Raw genomic sequence first — 17,263 nt, 5'->3', positions numbered from 1 at the left:
AAGGAGGGAAAAACATGAGCCTATCTGTCCTTGGAGGTTCAGATGTTTTTTACTTACTCTATTCTTCACTGCTATTACTATTTCTAGGCTCATTGTTACCATTTGCTTCAAAAAGAGATAGATGTGTTCTTTTTTTAGCTTATGTACCAGCGATCTTGTCTTCTATACTTCTCCTTTCTTTCTCAATATACTCACTTATAAATGGCATTAGCATAGAAACCGGAGGCATTTTTATTCAAGGGGAAAAGTTCTTTTCTGTAAAGATCGATCCTCTTTCATCGTTTTTCCTAGTATGCATATCGCTTGTATACATATTTGTATCAATATACTCGATCGATTACAATCGCATTTTTTCAAAAAAATATGACATTAGAGTCTTCTCCTCATTTATCAATTTGCTTGATTTAACAATGATTATGCTACTTTTGTCTAATGATGTTCTCTCATTTATGTTTTATTGGGAGCTGATGACTCTCATTTCATACTTTCTAATAGTTTATAATCATACAGATGGGAGCACAAGAAGGGCAGGCATGCTGTACTTTATCTTTGCGCATTTAGGAGGACTACTAGTGTTGTTATCCTTTGCTGTTTTGTTTATAAATTCTCGATCGCTCTCATTCGATTACTTTCAGAGGTTTTCTTCATATCTTCCCCAAATAGAAGCTTCGTTGGCTTTTATTTTAGCGTTTTTTGGTTTCGGAATAAAAGCTGGAATGGTGCCTCTACATGCGTGGCTTCCAGAGGCATATACGGTAGCATCAAGCAATACCGTTGCAATTTTAAGCGGAGCTATGGAAAAAATGGCCATATATGGAATTATAAGATTTGCACTGTTCTTCCTTCCTATAGGAAGAATGAGCGCTATAGGAGCTTTTGCAGTAGCTATGGGACTGATAACCGCGATTACTGGAATTTTTCTTGCAAGCGTTCAAAGCGATTTGAAAAGATTTCTCGCTTATTCTACTATAGAAAATATGGGAATTATTATCCTTGGAATAGGGCTCACTATACTCTTTAGTTCCTACGGGCTTGCATCGGCCGCGACAATAGCTTTGGTTGCTACTCTTTATCAGACCCTTAACCACTCATTAGCTAAATCCTTACTATTTTTAGGTACTGGAACGGTTACAAACATATTTAACACTCGAAACATAGACCAACTTGGAGGACTTAGTAAATATCTCCCAGTGACAACATGGACATTTTTCATCGCTTCATGGTGCATTGCAGCTATTCCTCCTTTTGGGTGCTTTGCAAGCGAATGGTTACTTTACCAAAGCCTAATGTTTTCTGCATGGAGCGCTCAAAGTTTTGTTGTTTCTATCATTTCGATATTGTCTGTTCTGGTCATAGCTATAGTGGGAGCAGTTGCGGTCATGGCATATATAAAAACTTTTGGTATTGGTTTTCTGGGGTATTCAAAATTTGAACTAAAAGAAAAACCGAAGGAATCTTATGCTATTAAGCTCTCTTTAATACCTCTTTCGGCATTCTGTATAACCATGGGCATCTTCGTGCCTCAAGTAGTAGATTTACTCAAGATCCCTACAATTCAAGCTCTTCCATTTTCCTATGCTAATGCTATTCATACTTCAGCGCTAATATTGTCATTTCCTTTGTGGAACGAAGCTACGTCTATCTCTTTTCCTATGTATACCCTAGCACTTCTCATAATGGTCTCTATACCAACAGTTGTGATCACAAAAGTAGGAAAAAGAATTTGGAGACTAGGGAAGACGTGGGTTAGCGGTACTGAAGCGATCCCTCCTGTCCACTCAAGCTCATTTGTTCAACCTTTAAGAAGGAACCTCTCAAATATATTTGGAATAAGAGAAGAGGTTGAAAGGGAGGGGGGATTTTTTGGAGCTTATAAAATTGCAGTAAGGATTTTGATAAACCCACCAATAGAAAAATATGCTCAAGTAACCCTAAAGATTCCTGCTTATAATGATCCGATCGATAAGCTCGTTACAATAGTCCCTTCTGCTTTTAAGAAGCTTGCAAATATAGCTAAAAACATTCAATCTGGTTCTGTAATAACATATATTCTTTACATTCTTCTGACCTTCATAGTTTTAATAACAATAGCAGTGGTGTCGATACCTTGATGTGGGAAATAATTATAGTATCTTTATTGCAAATAACTATCGTACTTTTCATGTCATTGTTCTTGGAAGGTGTTAGGAGAAAGCTGATAGCAAGGCTACATTCAAGGATCGGACCGCCAATAAGCCAACCATTTAGAGATCTGGTAAAACTATGGAGAAAGAGGGAAGAGATAAAACCAGAATGCAGTTCATGGATATTTGAAAAGGCCCCAATAATAGCACTAGCTGTATTATTGACGCTCTCAATAATGATCCCAATTATATCTAGCATAGGTTTCAGTCTAAGAGATATAATTCTGATTATTTATTCTCTAATAATATTCAGGTTCATTCTTAGTCTTGCAGCCTTTGATGCTAGCTCTCCTTACGGCATTCCAAGTGCATGGAGAGAGACATATTTAGGAATCCTTGGAGAAGTTGCATTAATACTGCCGGTTCTATGCCTGGTTGTCACAACAGGTACTACTGATTTGGGAAAAATTAGCTATTATGTTGAATCAAACCTCCAGCTGCTCAGTTATCCGTCTTTTTACTTAGCAGCTATAGCTGGATTTATAGCATTGCTCTTAGAGACAGGAGTTCAGCCGTTCGATGTGGCCGAAGCAGAACAAGAATTACAGGAAGGTATTTCAGTTGAATACAGCGGAAAAACTCTTGCTTTATTTAAATTGGACCAAATGCTTAAGAGAGTTGTAATTCCTTCTCTGTTTCTATCTTTATTTGTGCCTTGGGGCATATCTTCAACTTTTTCTCTTGCAGGTTTGCTAGTTGGAACTCTTTCTTTTATGGCAAAAATCTTCATCATACACATGATATTTCTGACTCTTTCAGTAAGCAACGCCAGGATAAGATTCGTTGAAATGCCCCAGTATTTTGAAGTTTCTATTTTCCTAAGCATTATTGCCCTAGTGTTAGCAATATGGAGGTTGTGAAAATGACAAGCAATATAGCGATAATCATAAATGGTTTAAGCGCCTTAATGATTTTCACTGCAATATGGATCTCTGAAACTATAGATTTGAGAAGAGCTGCTAATATATATAGGCTTCAGTCATTCTTACTGACACTTATATTTGCTATGATGTCTATAAGAGATTCATACTTTCTCATTTGGGCATTAGTGGCTTTCGTAACAAAAACCTTAATTGTACCATGGCTTGTTATCAAATCGCTTGAAAAGAGCGGTGAAAGAAAGGATATAAAAACTTCTATTCCATCGTGGCTGACTATGGTAATCTATGCAATTTTGCTGGTTTTCAGCTTTTGGACAGGCGGGCAATTTAAGGGAATGATAGGAGAAGACTACATTCCTCTTTCTGTATCTATTTCACTGTTCCTAATAGGTCTGAAGCAGATGGTCACCAAAAAAAGTATCTTCAAGCAAATTTTGGGACTCTGTCATTTTGAGAACGGATCTCACTTAACCCTTGCACTGCTTGCACCTGGAATCCCTGAGACAATTGAAATTGGTTGCACTACTGATGCAGTCTTCCTGATTGCAGTTTGTTGCATTCTAGCTGTACATATAAAGAAGGTAAATAATACAGTCGACGTCACTCAGTTGAAGAACTTGAGGTGGTAGAAGTATGGAAATATCCCTCATTTTATTGATCCTTATAGTTCCTATAGCATCATCAATACTTTCATTGATTGAAAAATTTAGGATGCAGGAAATTTCAACACTATCCTCCTCGATTATAGAAACTATGTTATCAATTTTAATTCTACAAAATGTTAAAAGTAGTGCGCTAGTATTTGCAGATGATGAATTCGCAGTAGATTATCTCAGCGCTATAATGATTTTTGCTTTATCGCTTCTGTATTTTGCTGCAAGCATATTCTCTATTGGTTATATTGAACATGAAATAACGATTGGCGAAATTTCAAAAGAAAGAAAAAGGCTTTTCTATTCCCTTTTAAACGTATTTATATTTACAATGCTGCTTGTGGTAACAACTAACAATATAGTTGTTATGTGGATAGCGATAGAAGCTACTACAATCGCCTCGACTTTTTTAGTAGGCATATATAACAAGCCTGAAAGCTTAGAGGCCTCCTGGAAGTATTTGATCCTTTGTTCCGTGGGACTTTCATTCTCGTTATATGGCACGGTTCTATTCTATTCAATATCATATCAGGCAGGACTTACGAAGCCTTGGCTGTATTCCAGCATCCTCAATAGTTCAAATCTATTCTCGAATTACATCTCAATGATAAAACTGATCTTTATATTTCTTTTAGTAGGATTTGGAACAAAGGCTGGACTAGTTCCACTTCATGCATGGTTGCCAGACGCACACTCTGAGGCTCCAGCTCCGGTTTCTGCGCTGTTTTCAGGAATATTAATAGAATGCTCCATGTACGTATTGATGAGATATTATGGAATAATGGTAGCTGTTGGTTTAGGTAGCTTTGTTAGATATATATTCCTAATAATTGGACTTCTATCGATGTTTATTGCATCAATGCTCATGATTACAGCAAGAGATGTTAAGAGGCTTCTCGCTTTTTCAAGTATAGAACAAATGGGAATTATAGCATGCGGACTAGGCTTTGGAAGCTATATAGGAATAATTGGTGCAGTGTTTCAGCTTATAAGCCACACTTTGATAAAGGGCTCGCTATTTCTTAGTTCAGGCGCTATAATGAACATTTACAATACTAGAAACATTAACAGAATAAGAGGAATAATTAAAGCATCTCCAGTGCTTGGAACATTAGTACTTCTGGGGATGCTGGGCATAGTGCTTTGTCCTCCATTCAGCACATTTTATTCTGGTCTCTTTGTAGTAATGTCTGGAGCTGAGGAGAACAATTTAGCAGGAATTATTACGATGATTGCACTTTTAGTAATAGCATTTGCTGCACTTGTATGGAAGTTCTCGAACATGTTATTTGGAAAGCCATCTACAGAAAGTAATTGGAAGATCCGAGTTTGGGTTTGGCTTCCAATCTTGCTTCTAATTTCGCTTTCTCTAATCATAGGAATTTATCCAGGATTGATCTGGTCGTACTTAGAAAACGCAGCAAAAGAGGTGTTGTTATGACAGAAGAAAGAATTTCTTACTATATTAAACAATTAGATAGCAATTTCAAGAGTGACATTATAAGCATTGAAAGAACCTATCCGGACAAAGTATTCGTTGGAATAAGAAAAGACGCGCTATTGAAGATCTGTAGCTATATTTTCTGGGAGCTTGGGGGATTTCTTAGCACAATGTCGGTAAGCGATATGAGAAAAATAAATGGATCTTTCAGGCTTGATTATGTTTTCTCTATTGAAGAGAAGGAAGAAAGCTCCTCCCCCAAGCCATGGATTATTGTATATACAATGATACCAGGAAATAATCCTCGCTTCCAATCAGTGACACCTGAATTGCCTGCAGCTAATTGGTATGAAAGGGAAGCTAAAGACCTCTTTGGTGTTATACCTGAAGGTCATCCCGATCCTAGAAAGCTGATATTGCCCGATGATTGGCCCGATGGCATATACCCGCTGAGAAAGGATATGGACTACACCATAAGACCTGGTGAAGTCAAACCTGCAGAGTATAAATGGCCAAAAGAGGAGGGAATAACCACTTATATAGCTGGACCTATACACATAATGGCAGATGAACCAGGTCAGTTCAGAATATATCTTGATGGAGAGATCGTTGTTGACCTTGATTACAGGTTTTCATATGCACATAGAGGAGTTGAAAAACTTGGAGAGGCGAGGCTAACTTATAATCAGGTTCCTTTTTTAGCTGAGAGGATATGTGGGATTTGCGGCTTCGTCCATTCAACTTCCTATGTTCAGGCTATAGAGGAAGCTATGAAAATAGATGTACCAGAAAGAGCCAAATACATCAGGACAATAATGCTAGAAATTGAGAGGGCAACAAGCCATTTGCTGTGGCTGGGACTTGCAAGCCATCTGGCAGCTTTCGATTGGGGATTTATGCAACTGTGGAAAGTTAGAGAAAGATTGATGAACTTAGCAGAAGTTCTTACGGGGGCCAGAAAGACTTATGGAATAAATGTTGTCGGAGGAGTCAGAAGGGACATTATTGAAGAGAGGAGGAAGAAATCTCTCGAGATTTTAAAGAAGACAGAAGTGGAGCTCAAAGATATCGGAGAGACTGTGCTTAAAACTTCTACCCTCTTAAAAAGGATGGAAGGCATCGGAGTGCTACCAAAGGACGTTGCAAGAACCTTAAATGTTGTTGGTCCAGTTGCAAGAGGATCTGGATTATACAGAGATGTTAGAAAAGATCACCCGTATGCTGCTTACAGAGAGCTGAGCTTTAAGATACCTCTTTATACTGAAGGAGATATACTCGCAAGATTCTTAGTGAGGTACGAAGAGACATTTGAATCTTTAAGCATAATAGAACAAGCTCTGGATAGATTGCCTAATGGACCGATATTTGAAGAAGTTAAAGAAGTAGAAGCCTACAGACCTGCTATAGGAGCAGTAGAAGCCCCTCGGGGGGAGGTAGTTCACTTCGCAATTATAGGGGAAGACAGCAAAATTTACAGGTGGAGAGTTAGAGCGCCGACATACAGCAACTGGCCTTCAGTGCCTTATATGTCAAGGGGTTATACTTTGGCTGATGTTCCGCTTATCGTTGCAAGCATAGATCCCTGTTACAGTTGTACTGAAAGGGTTGAAGTTGTTGATGTTAGAACGAAGAGGGTTGAAGTTGTTGAATATGAGGAAATAATCAAAAGAAGCAAAAAGGGGGTCTGACAATACATGAGCAATTTAAAAACTATTACAAAGGGCATTAAATACGGAATTGCTACAGTAAAATATCCATTCGTCCCTGAAAAGGTTGAAGAAGATTATAGAGGAAAGCCGGTCTTAAATTTCGATTTATGTATAGGATGCGGCTCATGTTCGTTGGCTTGCCCGCCTGATGCGATAACTTTTACTAGAAAAGAGAATCATGCGGAATGGAAGATTTTCTACGGGAGATGTATCTTTTGTGGTAGATGCGAAGAAGTCTGCCCAGTTGGAGCAATAATTCAGAACGAAGAATTTGAGCTAGCATCGAAGAAAAAAGATGATCTTGAGGTTGTAGCAAACCTAAAAGTTGCAAAATGTGCATCATGCGGTAAATCAATGAATGTTACTGAGAGAGAAGTGAAATACGTCATCGATGTTTTACGTTCATCTCTCCCACAATCAAAGGCGGAAGTTATAAGCGAGCTTGCGAGCTTATGTTCCGAATGCAAAAGAAAAAGGTTCATTGAGAAAATTATCAAAACCTATGGAAAGGGTGGAGGAAGATGATTTTAGAAGAAGAGGGGAAGAAGCTTAAGAAGAGAGCATACGATTTATTGTCAAGAAGCGTCTTTGTCTTGCGAGTTGATAGCGGTTCATGCAATGGGTGCGATATCTCAGTATTAGCATCGTTGACTCCTCTCTACGATGTGGAAAGGTTTGGCGTAAAAGTTGTATACAGCCCAAGGCAGGCTGATGTTATCTTAATTACTGGTCCTATAACAAGGCAGTTCTATCCAGCAATGAAGATCATCTACGAATCTACACCAAAACCATGCGTTGTTGTTGCATGTGGTTCCTGTGCATCAAGCGGAGGAATATGGTATAATACATATGATACGCTTGGTGGTGCGGATAAAGTTGTTCCGGTTGACGTTTACATACCGGGATGCCCTCCGAGACCTGCAGCAATAATTCACGGGATGCTTGTAGCATTAGATGTTCTTGAACAAAAAATAAAAAAGCTAGAGTATTCCGAAGAAAAGGAATGGAAAACGACTGAAAGCGAACTCAAGTTTGGAGGACTGCTAAAAAGCTATTCCGTTTTTAGAAGTCTTAAGCTCGACTGCAGGAGATATTTGGGATATAAGCTAGGAAATAAATTTCTTATGGACTACGCAGAAATTATGAGAAACTGCAACAGTTTGGAAGAGCTCAAGAAAAAAACTACTGGGCTCTTATCTAGATGGAATAACGATTCCAGAATAAAGGAGATTATTGAACTGCTCAACAAAAGAGTTGAAGATTATCTAAAGGGGTGATGTAAGATGATCGATATCCAGGTTTCTCTTTTAGTTCTGATTCCTGCAATAGGCTCTATCCTCTCCCTTTTTACGAAAAGACCTGAAAAAGTAGCAACTTGGTCCTCGCTTATTGCTTCCCTCTTGAGCATTTTAATCGCCGCATTGACATTTTTGCAAAAAGTTGATTATGAAAAAGTTTACTATTCTTACGGACCTATTGAGATAGGGTGGTACATGGATGCAGCAAGTGCATTAGTAGGTATGCTGATCGCAATTGTAGGTTTCTGCAGTATTATGGAATCGTTGAATTATATTTCGCCGAACAATAAAGAGCACCCGATAACAAGCAAATTCAACAGATACTATTCCCTCATGCTATTGTTTATGTCCTCAGCACTAGGGTTTGTTTTTTCCTCTTCTTTAACGTTTATGATTATATTCTTCGAGCTCACAAGCCTCTGTTCATGGGGATTAATCAGCTTTTATGAAACTGAAGAAGCTAAATCTGCTGGCTTAATAGCATTTACTATCACACATATTGCCGCCTTCGGCTTATATGCTGCTACAGGCATAATATATTATGAAACGGGTAGCGTGGATTTAAGAAACCTTTCATCTCTTCCGAGCGGATTAAAGCTAATCTCACTTATTGGTTTATTAATCGCATCATGGGGAAAAGGGGCGCAGTTTCCATTTCACGTTTGGCTGCCAAGGGCAATGAGTGCACCGACTCCCGTAAGTGCTTATTTGCATGCAGCAGCATTAGTAAAGCTAGGTGCATTTCTTGCTATAAGAACCATGATGTGGGCGGGAAGCATTCCTAACAGTGTCGCATACATCTGCGCGATTTTTGCTGTAATAACAATGCTCTATAGCCTAACACTTTATTTCCCTCAAACAGATATAAAGAAACTGCTGGCATATTCTACTATTTCTCAACTATCCTACATATTCACCGGCGTATCTTTGATAGCTATGGGCTCAAAGCTTGCTATCATTGCCTCAGTTCTATACATATTCGCTCACGGGTTTGGAAAAGGGCTATTCTTTTTAACAGCAGGAGCAATTTCTTTGAGTTCAGGAACTAGAGATTTGAGAGAGATAAAGGGTTTAATTAAAAAGCAGAAAGCTTCAGGTATCGGCTTTACAGTAGCTACTGCAACAATAACCGGTGTCCCTCCATTCGGTTGCTTCTGGGGAAAGCTCCTTCTTATTCTTTCAGCAGTTCAATTAGGTAGCATCTTATCATATACTCTCGCAGTTATTATGATAGCAGAGTCATTTGTCGCCTTTATATGGATGCTGAGATGGCTTACGAGTTGCGTTTGGGGAGAACCATCGGAGAAAATTGCAAATTCATCGCCGCTAGGACTTCCTACAAAAACTGCACTATATCTGCTTGTAACATTAAGTACAGTTTCTGCATATATTGCTTTACCAGTTCTGCTCTGGTGAAAAAATGGAAGTAAAAATTTACGCATATGAGGGGAAAAGCTCTCTCATTGATAAAAAAACTTTTGATGTAGTTGATGATTTCCTGCTTAGAAGTATGCACATAGAAGCGGTATACAGCATTTTAAAGCTGATAGGAAAAGTAAAAATAGAAGATTTAGAAGGTATACTAAATGAGGGCGAATTAAGAAATTTAAAATTTTTGAAAGAATGCACCATAAGTGATAGAGAAAAAATTGAAAAAATTAGCTCAATCTTAAAAGAAGAGAAGAAACGTGATTTTCTAATACTGAAAATTTTTTAACAAATATTTTTAGTCAATTACCTTATTTCTGAAATAGGTAGATACCTTACTGAAATATCCTTCCTTTTCTTTGCCTCCGAATGGAGGTCTCTAATTCGAAGAGAGTTGCCCGCAATGAAAAAAACCTCTGTACAGTTGTTACCTGTATGATAATGTGAAGAGAATTGAATAATATCCTTAAAGTCTTCAATAAGCTGCCTAACAAAAACGCTACATCCCTTTCCTTCGCTATAAACCAAAATCATTATTCCTTTGCACTCATGTTCATATAAGTAATGAGAATGTTCAGCGATTACTCCTCTAATTGCATCTTCGACAATTGCAGACCTATCGGTAGAAAGCGCTTTGCTGAGCTTGTCCAGCTTATCTGCGAGACCTTCGTCTATGCTAATCCCAAACCTTTTCTTCCCCATAATTTCACCTTCCATACACTTTTTTTGCAACATTTATGACTATATATATAGCTATCATGCATATCCCCGTCGTTCCTGATGGTGAAAGATTGAAAAACACACCTAAAAACAGCCCTATGATCGCTGAGTATGCTGCTATATTCATACTCAGAGCAATAGCCTCCTTGCTTTTCCTGGCAACTAAGCTCCCCGCGGCCCCTGGTATCAATATAAATACATGTGTGAGGATGAAACCAACTATTTTCATTAGTGTAGCGCTTGTAATGCCTAAAAACAGATAAAAAAAGAACTCGTAGATTTCTGTTCTTAGTCCTGCAAGCTTTGCTTCCTCACCAGTTATTCCTATATAAATGTGCTCCTTATAGGTTAATCCGAAAAAGAGAAGAGTTATCGCTGTCAATACAAAAATCAAGATAGCATCGCTTCTTGTGCTGAGAAGAGGATCGCCTAAAAGTATTGATTCTACGCTTGTCAATAAATAGAAGTGATTCGTTATATAATAAAGGACGATCACGGTTAATGAAGCAGTAGTTCCGATAAAGATTGATGTGTATTTGTTAGGATCACCGCCTCTATGTATCACCAAACCTATCGTAAAAATTAAAATAACATTGAAAATTATAGACCAAACGAGGTTGCTTCCGCTAATCATCATGCTCAGCAAAATTCCCATACTTGCCGAGAGAAGTGCTGAATGAGGTATAGAACCTGCTAAAAAGAGCAGATTTTTAGCTGAAAGGATTGGGCCTATTATTCCATATATCAGAGCAGAGCCAAGAAGTACTGTCATCCAAATAGGATTAAAATAGCTCGGATAAGAAATTGATAATATTATCGCTAATGGTATCGATAATCCTAGCATAGACAAATAAATGTCTTCTATCTTCATTTTAATTCATCCTTATTTTTTGTTTTGCCTTCTGCTTCTCCAGTAATAAAGCAAGACAGTAATTAAAACTATCAAAATTATTGCTATTACTATATATACATATGAACTAGCGGTAGACTCGCTTATACTTGAATTACTCGTATAATTTGAGGTATTGTTATAGCTACTTAATTGAGCTACTATAAATTGAAGCTTACTTAATATACTTCCACCTGTAACAGGAGATGGCACTTCCAGTAGAAATCCTTTTTTATATGTAGTATATATGTTGTATAATGATGAGTCGTATTGTGAATAAGGTGAAACGCTTCCATTTTGTGGTGGAAATGAAACAAGTATAGCTACGGCATTTGCAGTTCCATTCTCTATCATTGAAGTTATCGTATTCACATCCTGCGGAGAAACACTCGCTTCTTCTTCTGTTAGCAAAAGCCTTGTGACATTAAATCCTAGCCAATTGATAGCATATACTGCTTCAGGAGTAGATGCGACAGCTGTTCCCCTATATTTTCCCTCGTATTTTTCTATTAGACTTTCAACTTGATTGGAAATGTTTTCATAATTCTGCATGTAGTATTGTTTGTGAGAAGGATCAATTTCTGAAACCGTCAGAGTTAAGTTGTACAGGAACTTTAAGTAATTATTAGGATCGTAAATTGGCATATGAGGATCTGGCAAACCGTTGTTGGGATTATCGACAAATACTATGCCAGTGATGTTAGGTATAGCAATATAATAGGAATGAAGTAGTCCGCTTTTGAAATAGTTATCTATTTGCACTTCCATGGGTGTATGCAAAGTGCTGATAATAAGTGTTGCGTTTTTCAGAATATCTACATCCTGCGGAGTGAGCGAATAGTCATGAGGATCCACACCAGGCGGAACTATCGAAACTACGGTAAAATAGTTTCCTGTTATCAATTTTACGTCGTCAACTAATGAAGGGAAAGTAGTAACGATGAAACCTTGTGTTTGGTTTTGAGTTTCAGCTAAAGCGGTATTTGGAATCGATAGGCTAAAACCAACAAACAGAAAAACTAAAGTTATGAAAAATAATATTCTCTTCATTTTTCTCACCTGAGCAAAAAATTTTTTAACGTGCACAAAGTTAATAAATTTTATCATAGGGTGTGCACATTGGAAAAAGCTGAAAACATTATTTTGAAGAAAGAACAAACATTTGAAAAATATTTGCTAGTAGAGAAAATTAGGTTTTCATACAACAGCGAAAATATTTTTGAAAACTTATCTTTCAGTTTGCCAAAAAAAGGACTAATGCAAGTCGTAGGTCCTAATGGAGCTGGAAAAACTACACTATTTAAATTGCTACTCGGTCTATATAATCCTAAAGAGGGAAAGATCATTGTTAATGGCGAAGATATTACTGGTAACCCTAGACTCGCATCTAAGTACTTTAGTTATGTTCCACAACTCATAATTTCTTCTAAGTCTTTGAACTTTCCAATAAGTGCAAGGGAGTTTTTAGAGTGGGAACTCGCATTTGAAGAGAGATGGCCTAGATTTAAAATTAACAATAACATTACAAACAGAATCAAAAACACACTAAAGTTCGTTAGACTGGAAGAGACCGCTTTTGAAAAAGATATGAGAGAGCTCAGTGGTGGTCAGAAACAAAAAGTCTTTATTGCTAAAGCATTATTAAAAGATAAACCCGTAATGCTCCTCGATGAGCCTTTCTCTTCTATAGACCCAGCAACAAGAATAGATCTCGCTGAAATAATAGTCAAGCTGTCCAGAGAGAAACTTGTCATTATAACGAGCCACGATCCTAATTTGTTAATGAAAAACACCAACTACATGTTACTACTTAGTAGGAATTATTATACTTTTGGAAAGCCTGAAAATGTCTATAAAATAGATGTTTTGAGAAATATATATGGAGGCACAGCAATTGAAGTCGGTGATAAACACTTACATATATGCGATGAAGGATGTAAACCTTAATTTTATTTGATATATTTAATTTGTACTTCTAAAAAATCAAAAGATTTTTCATTCTAGCAAAATTCAAATAAAAATTTAATCTGAAAACTAAAGCTTTTTTTTATTTCAAATAGAAAAACTCCGATATATGATTATTTTTCTGACCTCCCCCCGCCCTAAAGGGCGAGGGTTTCAGTTGTAAAATATACAAAAAATTAAAAATTAAAAAACGGGCCCGCGGGGATTTGAACCCCGGACCACCGGCTTACTTCGCCCCGCACAGGCGAAACGATAGCGCTTAGAAGGCCGGCGCCCTATCCTGGCTAGGCTACGGGCCCTTATTATTCTAATATCACTACTAAATATTAAAAGTATTCCCTTTTTAAAATTTTCTTGCATTACGTGCTAGTAAAAACAGCTAAAGATAAGATTTTTACAACTGAAGGCTTGCTTGAAGAGTTTTCAAATTTCATCGCTTATAAATTGAATGGCTTCTATAACTCTTTTATCCAATATTTTTAATTTCTTTAAAACAAATGAAGAAAGATCAAAGATGTTCAATGCTTTTTCAGCTATCAGAGAATCGCTCGATGCAATGATATATTTGCCTTCTAAAGATAGTTTTATTAAAAGCGAATCAGCCATGTTATCGAGATAAAATTTAGTGTTTTTCAATCTTTCAGAAAATAGGGAAGAAGCCTTGCTCAAATACTCTCCACTAAATGGAACTTGTTTGTCCGCCACCAACACAACCTCTTCGGGAGAAATCTCATATAACGATTCTTTGACATATTCCATTACTGTTTCATGAATTTGCCATTCTCTTTTTGATCTTCCTTCTGTTTTTGCGAGATCCCTAATTATTCCGTCTGTGCATCTAAACACAAAATATCCTTCAATAGCTTCGGAAATTGTCGTGACAACATTATAGTAATCTATTGCAATTTTTTTACCCTCAACTTGTGATTCATTGAAGGTCTTTTGTTTAACCATTTTATTGAATTCAAAAGAATGAAAGCACCTCTTAAGGAGTTCTCTCTCTTTAATGCTTAAGAAGTATTTTGAAGATGCTATGTTTATAGCAGTCTCTGATTTAAAATTATTATTCAAAAGAAAAAGATAAGTTTTTATTGCTTCTTTTAGCCTTTTTTCTCCAGGAGCTCTTTCACCATCTTCCATACATCATCAACATTTATTTCTTGCTCACTTGTACACTGGGCATGATCTTTTTTGCCGCCACCCTTGCATCCATAGGATGACAGAGCTTTAATTATTTCAGTTGCATTTAATTTTTCAGAAGATTCTCTTCCTTCGCTTACCTCTATACTTGTTCCCTTTGCATTTTTGAATATCCTTATAACTATGATTTCTCGCATTTCTCGAGTTATCTCTTTAAGTAGCTCAGTAGTAAACTCTTCATCGTCTATTTCATCTTTGTAAACGAATAATCTTATGCCATTTATTACTTCTGCTTTACTCTTTAAGTTTTCTCTAAACACTTCAGAATATATGTCCCTGTATAAGTTAAGTCTGTTCTTCATTTGCTCAAATTCCTGGTTTAATTTCTTCACCCTGTTTAACAATAATGGCGATTCTGTTTCTACTTCCTTTGAGACTTCATTGAGTATTGATTCAAGCTTGCTAGCATAGTTAGTTACTTGGGTACCGCTTACAAACTCAAACCTTATAATTCCGTCTTGAAGCTTCGCAACATTTATAATCTTTATCCCTCCAACCTCACCAGTATTTGAAACATGTGTTCCAAAGCACGCTTCAACATCATGCCCAGGTATTTCTACTATTCTTATCCTCTTAGACATTGGAACGCCGCCTTGATATAAGACAAAGCCGTATCTCTCTTCGGCTTCGTTTTTATCCATGAACTTAGTGATAACAGGCAACCTCTCTAATACTACCTTATTTGCTTCGTCCTCGATCCTTCTTATTGTAGCCGGATCCGGCACTTCATAGTGAGTGACATCAAGTCTAGCCTTTTCTGGTGTCTTTTCTGCGCCAGCCTGCCATACATGTTGACCCAGCACTTTTCTTAATACTCCAAGCAATATATGAGTACTCGTATGATGTCTCATGTTTAGGTATCTTACACTCCAGTCTATTTTTAGCTTACAACTCGATCCAATCAGCTTTTCGGCGTCTTTTTCAATGTTTTTATCAAGATAATGAATGACATGCTCATCGTACTTTTCCACGTTTACTACATTATAGATTTTTCCATCTACTTCTATGCTTCCCTTATCGCTAGACTGTCCACCCCCTAATGGATAGAAAATTGTTTTATCGAGCACAAGCATGTTTTCTTTCGCTGCCAAAATCTTTGCATCGCTTTCTCTTAAATATGGATCTACGTGAAATAAAAGCTCCGTCGGAGGTATGTTATTTAGCCATTCTAACCTAGTTGTGACTTCTTGTTTTTTTCCTAATTTGGGTCTAGAGCTTTCTCTGGCAATCTTTGAATAAAAGTCAAAAGGAACCTCTATGCTTATGTTCTTCTTTTTTGCCTCATTAACTATTAGTTCAGGAGGTATCCCCTGCTCTTTATAGATTTTCTCAAATGTCTCAAAGTTTGGATTAGAAACGACCGTTTGCAATAATTTTGGAATTTTTTCCTTTACAAGTTCATAGAATTTTTTCTGCTCATATTGAACTACGTTTATTATATAATTGTGGAATTCTTTAAGTTTGTAGTTGTCTTGCTTCCAATATTCGATTTGTTTTTCAATAAAATCTGTAAAGTCAATTTCAGGATTTATCAAATAAAGAGTTCTAAGAGCTCTCCTCAAAACTAATCTTGCCAGATACCCTTCTCCTTGATTGCTTGGAACGATCCCATCGCCTAACATATAAGCTAATGTTTTGCTGTGGTCTAATATCGTGAAAAGCTTCATGTCGTTTTGCAAGAAGGCCTTAACACTTTCCTCATCAAAACCGCTATGTTTTGATATGTTCTTTATAAACATGGAGACACTTTGTTCAGAAGAAGGATCGAGTAGCCCAACATATCTAAAAGCAGCCTTATAATATTCTTTCGGTGGTTCCTCTAAGCCTAATTTTTTCCTAAATTCGTTAACAAGGTCTCCGTATATTGCATGAAACGCGGTTGGCGTTTTCTGGGTAAACCAAGCAATCCTTTCAATTCCATATCCTGTATCAACTATCTGAAGAGGGATCGGTTCAAGGTTGTTGCCGTTCTTCTTATACTGCATAAACACCAAAGTAGCAGGCTCTAATCCACCTACTGTAACTTCGAAGCTCGGCCCCGCATTCCCTCCTCCTTCCCACCAGGACTCTTTAAATACTAAAAGTTCAGGAGGTATTCCTATTTCTTTAGTGAAGAATTCAAATGAATATCTGACCGTTTCATCTTTCCAGTAAATAAATTTGCCATTCCTTTCATTAAACGCGTGGTGCCCTCCCATTTCAAATAAAGTCAAGTGCCTTCCCATAGTGAGTCCGACGTTATCTATATCTTCTAGCCTAATACACGGCTGACTTACAACTAATGGATTCGCTGGAGGTGGCACTAGACCGCTTGTTACATGTGGTTGAAAAAGGACAATGCTTGCAATTGTGAGGTAGAGATCTTCTCTCCATCTAGCGACCACAGGTCTAGGATCTAAAATTTTGTGCCCTCTTTTTTCAAAGAAAGTCAAGAATGTTTGTCTGGCCTCTCTAACGCTTAATGGTCTTTTAACTGGGATACTATCAAAAAAATATTCTACACATGGTGCGTCCTGGCATGTATCGAATTCGGTGTTAAGAGTCCAAAAATATTCTCCACATTTTTTGCATCTTTTTCTAACAAAGCCGTTTTCCTTAAAAAAGTTAAGCAAATACTCTTCTGGATTTACTTGCACCATATTTAACAGCACCTTTTTTCATATAAACTAAACATAAATTGTTTTTTACTATCTTTAAACTTTTGTACTATCCAATATCTGTGCTCATCAATCCTCAAAATAGCGAAAGGCCTTCCGTATTTATTTGTAAATATACTTTTCATTTGCAAGGGAATTAGAATTATCAGAAACCAACCATTGATAATTGAAAAGAACTTATTGTTTTGATCTAAGATATAATACTCCTTCTATTTGTCTTGGTTAGGAAGCCTACTCCG

At 37.1% G+C, this 17,263-nt stretch carries 15 protein-coding genes and 1 tRNA gene; 10 read left to right on the top strand and 6 right to left on the bottom strand.

Translation table 11 applies throughout. From position 1 onward, the window contains the following. Nucleotides 1–14: 14 nt before the first annotated feature. From FFONT_RS06430 to FFONT_RS06390, 9 genes are read left to right on the top strand one after another with little or no spacing between them, the layout of a single operon-like run. Nucleotides 15–2,111: a proton-conducting transporter transmembrane domain-containing protein gene (locus FFONT_RS06430; RefSeq protein WP_014558427.1), complete on the top strand. Its 2,097-nt coding sequence runs from the start codon at nucleotides 15–17 to the stop codon at nucleotides 2,109–2,111. Continuing rightward, nucleotides 2,111–3,043 (top strand): respiratory chain complex I subunit 1 family protein, encoded by a 933-nt coding sequence (locus tag FFONT_RS06425; protein WP_014558426.1) that lies wholly within the window; start codon nucleotides 2,111–2,113, stop codon nucleotides 3,041–3,043. The genes FFONT_RS06430 and FFONT_RS06425 overlap by 1 nt, the downstream gene beginning before the upstream one ends. Then, nucleotides 3,031–3,693 (top strand): hydrogenase 4 membrane subunit, encoded by a 663-nt coding sequence (gene hyfE / locus FFONT_RS06420; RefSeq protein ID WP_014558425.1) that lies wholly within the window; start codon nucleotides 3,031–3,033, stop codon nucleotides 3,691–3,693. Before FFONT_RS06425 ends, hyfE begins: the two co-directional genes overlap by 13 nt. Before the next feature lie 4 nt (nucleotides 3,694–3,697). Next, nucleotides 3,698–5,158, top strand: coding sequence for a proton-conducting transporter transmembrane domain-containing protein (locus FFONT_RS06415; RefSeq protein ID WP_014558424.1), 1,461 nt, complete (start codon nucleotides 3,698–3,700; stop codon nucleotides 5,156–5,158). After that, the gene (locus FFONT_RS06410) at nucleotides 5,155–6,846 is read left to right on the top strand and encodes a hydrogenase large subunit (protein ID WP_014558423.1); all 1,692 of its coding nucleotides are present in this window, start codon (nucleotides 5,155–5,157) and stop codon (nucleotides 6,844–6,846) included. Before FFONT_RS06415 ends, FFONT_RS06410 begins: the two co-directional genes overlap by 4 nt. Nucleotides 6,847–6,852: 6 nt before the next feature. Further along, a complete protein-coding gene (locus tag FFONT_RS06405) occupies nucleotides 6,853–7,392 on the top strand; it encodes a 4Fe-4S binding protein (RefSeq protein ID WP_014558422.1) in 540 nt (179 codons plus the stop codon). Continuing rightward, nucleotides 7,389–8,144, top strand: a complete 756-nt coding sequence (locus tag FFONT_RS06400; protein ID WP_014558421.1) for an NADH-quinone oxidoreductase subunit B family protein — start codon at nucleotides 7,389–7,391, stop codon at nucleotides 8,142–8,144. Before FFONT_RS06405 ends, FFONT_RS06400 begins: the two co-directional genes overlap by 4 nt. 6 nt (nucleotides 8,145–8,150) lie before the next feature. Further along, nucleotides 8,151–9,581: a hydrogenase 4 subunit D gene (locus FFONT_RS06395; protein WP_014558420.1), complete on the top strand. Its 1,431-nt coding sequence runs from the start codon at nucleotides 8,151–8,153 to the stop codon at nucleotides 9,579–9,581. Between the two features lie 4 nt (nucleotides 9,582–9,585). Then, nucleotides 9,586–9,882, top strand: coding sequence for a hypothetical protein (locus FFONT_RS06390; RefSeq protein WP_014558419.1), 297 nt, complete (start codon nucleotides 9,586–9,588; stop codon nucleotides 9,880–9,882). A gap of 17 nt (nucleotides 9,883–9,899) precedes the next feature. Here FFONT_RS06390 and FFONT_RS06385 read toward each other — a convergent pair whose 3' ends face one another. The 3 genes from FFONT_RS06385 to FFONT_RS06375 are packed head-to-tail and all read right to left on the bottom strand — an operon-like array spanning nucleotide 9,900 to nucleotide 12,252. After that, nucleotides 9,900–10,295: a CopG family ribbon-helix-helix protein gene (locus FFONT_RS06385; protein WP_158308333.1), complete on the bottom strand. Its 396-nt coding sequence runs from the start codon at nucleotides 10,293–10,295 to the stop codon at nucleotides 9,900–9,902. Between the two features lie 4 nt (nucleotides 10,296–10,299). Next, nucleotides 10,300–11,184 carry a metal ABC transporter permease gene (locus FFONT_RS06380; RefSeq protein ID WP_014558417.1) on the bottom strand — a complete coding sequence of 295 codons (885 nt, stop codon included), beginning with the start codon at nucleotides 11,182–11,184 and terminating at the stop codon, nucleotides 10,300–10,302. Between the two features lie 12 nt (nucleotides 11,185–11,196). Beyond that, on the bottom strand, nucleotides 11,197–12,252 hold the full coding sequence (locus tag FFONT_RS06375; RefSeq protein ID WP_158308332.1) for a metal ABC transporter substrate-binding protein: 1,056 nt from the start codon (nucleotides 12,250–12,252) through the stop codon (nucleotides 11,197–11,199). Between the two features lie 69 nt (nucleotides 12,253–12,321). Here FFONT_RS06375 and FFONT_RS06370 point away from each other — a divergent pair, with 69 nt between their 5' ends. Then, a complete protein-coding gene (locus FFONT_RS06370) occupies nucleotides 12,322–13,149 on the top strand; it encodes a metal ABC transporter ATP-binding protein (protein ID WP_014558415.1) in 828 nt (275 codons plus the stop codon). 209 nt (nucleotides 13,150–13,358) lie between these two features. On the opposite strand, the gene FFONT_RS06365 is transcribed toward FFONT_RS06370, so the two are convergent. The 3 genes from FFONT_RS06365 to alaS all read right to left on the bottom strand — a co-directional run bounded on the left by FFONT_RS06365 (nucleotide 13,359) and on the right by alaS (nucleotide 17,006). Then, nucleotides 13,359–13,466, bottom strand: a tRNA-Arg gene (locus FFONT_RS06365). Nucleotides 13,467–13,590: 124 nt separating this feature from the next. Beyond that, the gene (locus FFONT_RS06360) at nucleotides 13,591–14,307 is read right to left on the bottom strand and encodes a DUF434 domain-containing protein (protein ID WP_014558414.1); all 717 of its coding nucleotides are present in this window, start codon (nucleotides 14,305–14,307) and stop codon (nucleotides 13,591–13,593) included. Continuing rightward, nucleotides 14,268–17,006, bottom strand: a complete 2,739-nt coding sequence (gene alaS, locus FFONT_RS06355) for an alanine--tRNA ligase (RefSeq protein WP_148683767.1) — start codon at nucleotides 17,004–17,006, stop codon at nucleotides 14,268–14,270. The genes FFONT_RS06360 and alaS overlap by 40 nt, the downstream gene beginning before the upstream one ends. Between the last annotated feature and the right edge of the window lie 257 nt (nucleotides 17,007–17,263).

This window comes from Fervidicoccus fontis Kam940, from assembly GCF_000258425.1.
Taxonomy (GTDB): Archaea; Thermoproteota; Thermoprotei_A; order Sulfolobales; family Fervidicoccaceae; genus Fervidicoccus; species Fervidicoccus fontis.
The sequence above is the reverse complement of the archived record's forward strand: the minus strand, read 5'-3'. Positions and strand labels throughout refer to the sequence as shown.

Bases quoted from the DNA above. Each gene is read 5' to 3' on its own strand.
- FFONT_RS06390 (WP_014558419.1), top strand. From the start codon at position 9,586: ATGGAAGTAAAAATTTACGCATATGAGGGGAAAAGCTCTCTCATTGAT.
- FFONT_RS06425 (WP_014558426.1), top strand. From the start codon at position 2,111: ATGTGGGAAATAATTATAGTATCTTTATTGCAAATAACTATCGTACTT.
- hyfE (WP_014558425.1), top strand. From the start codon at position 3,031: ATGGAGGTTGTGAAAATGACAAGCAATATAGCGATAATCATAAATGGT.
- FFONT_RS06410 (WP_014558423.1), top strand. From the start codon at position 5,155: ATGACAGAAGAAAGAATTTCTTACTATATTAAACAATTAGATAGCAAT.
- FFONT_RS06405 (WP_014558422.1), top strand. From the start codon at position 6,853: ATGAGCAATTTAAAAACTATTACAAAGGGCATTAAATACGGAATTGCT.
- FFONT_RS06400 (WP_014558421.1), top strand. From the start codon at position 7,389: ATGATTTTAGAAGAAGAGGGGAAGAAGCTTAAGAAGAGAGCATACGAT.
- FFONT_RS06360 (WP_014558414.1), bottom strand. From the start codon at position 14,307: ATGGAAGATGGTGAAAGAGCTCCTGGAGAAAAAAGGCTAAAAGAAGCA.
- FFONT_RS06430 (WP_014558427.1), top strand. From the start codon at position 15: ATGAGCCTATCTGTCCTTGGAGGTTCAGATGTTTTTTACTTACTCTAT.
- FFONT_RS06385 (WP_158308333.1), bottom strand. From the start codon at position 10,295: ATGGGGAAGAAAAGGTTTGGGATTAGCATAGACGAAGGTCTCGCAGAT.
- alaS (WP_148683767.1), bottom strand. From the start codon at position 17,006: ATGGTGCAAGTAAATCCAGAAGAGTATTTGCTTAACTTTTTTAAGGAA.
- FFONT_RS06415 (WP_014558424.1), top strand. From the start codon at position 3,698: ATGGAAATATCCCTCATTTTATTGATCCTTATAGTTCCTATAGCATCA.
- FFONT_RS06375 (WP_158308332.1), bottom strand. From the start codon at position 12,252: ATGAAGAGAATATTATTTTTCATAACTTTAGTTTTTCTGTTTGTTGGT.
- FFONT_RS06395 (WP_014558420.1), top strand. From the start codon at position 8,151: ATGATCGATATCCAGGTTTCTCTTTTAGTTCTGATTCCTGCAATAGGC.
- FFONT_RS06380 (WP_014558417.1), bottom strand. From the start codon at position 11,184: ATGAAGATAGAAGACATTTATTTGTCTATGCTAGGATTATCGATACCA.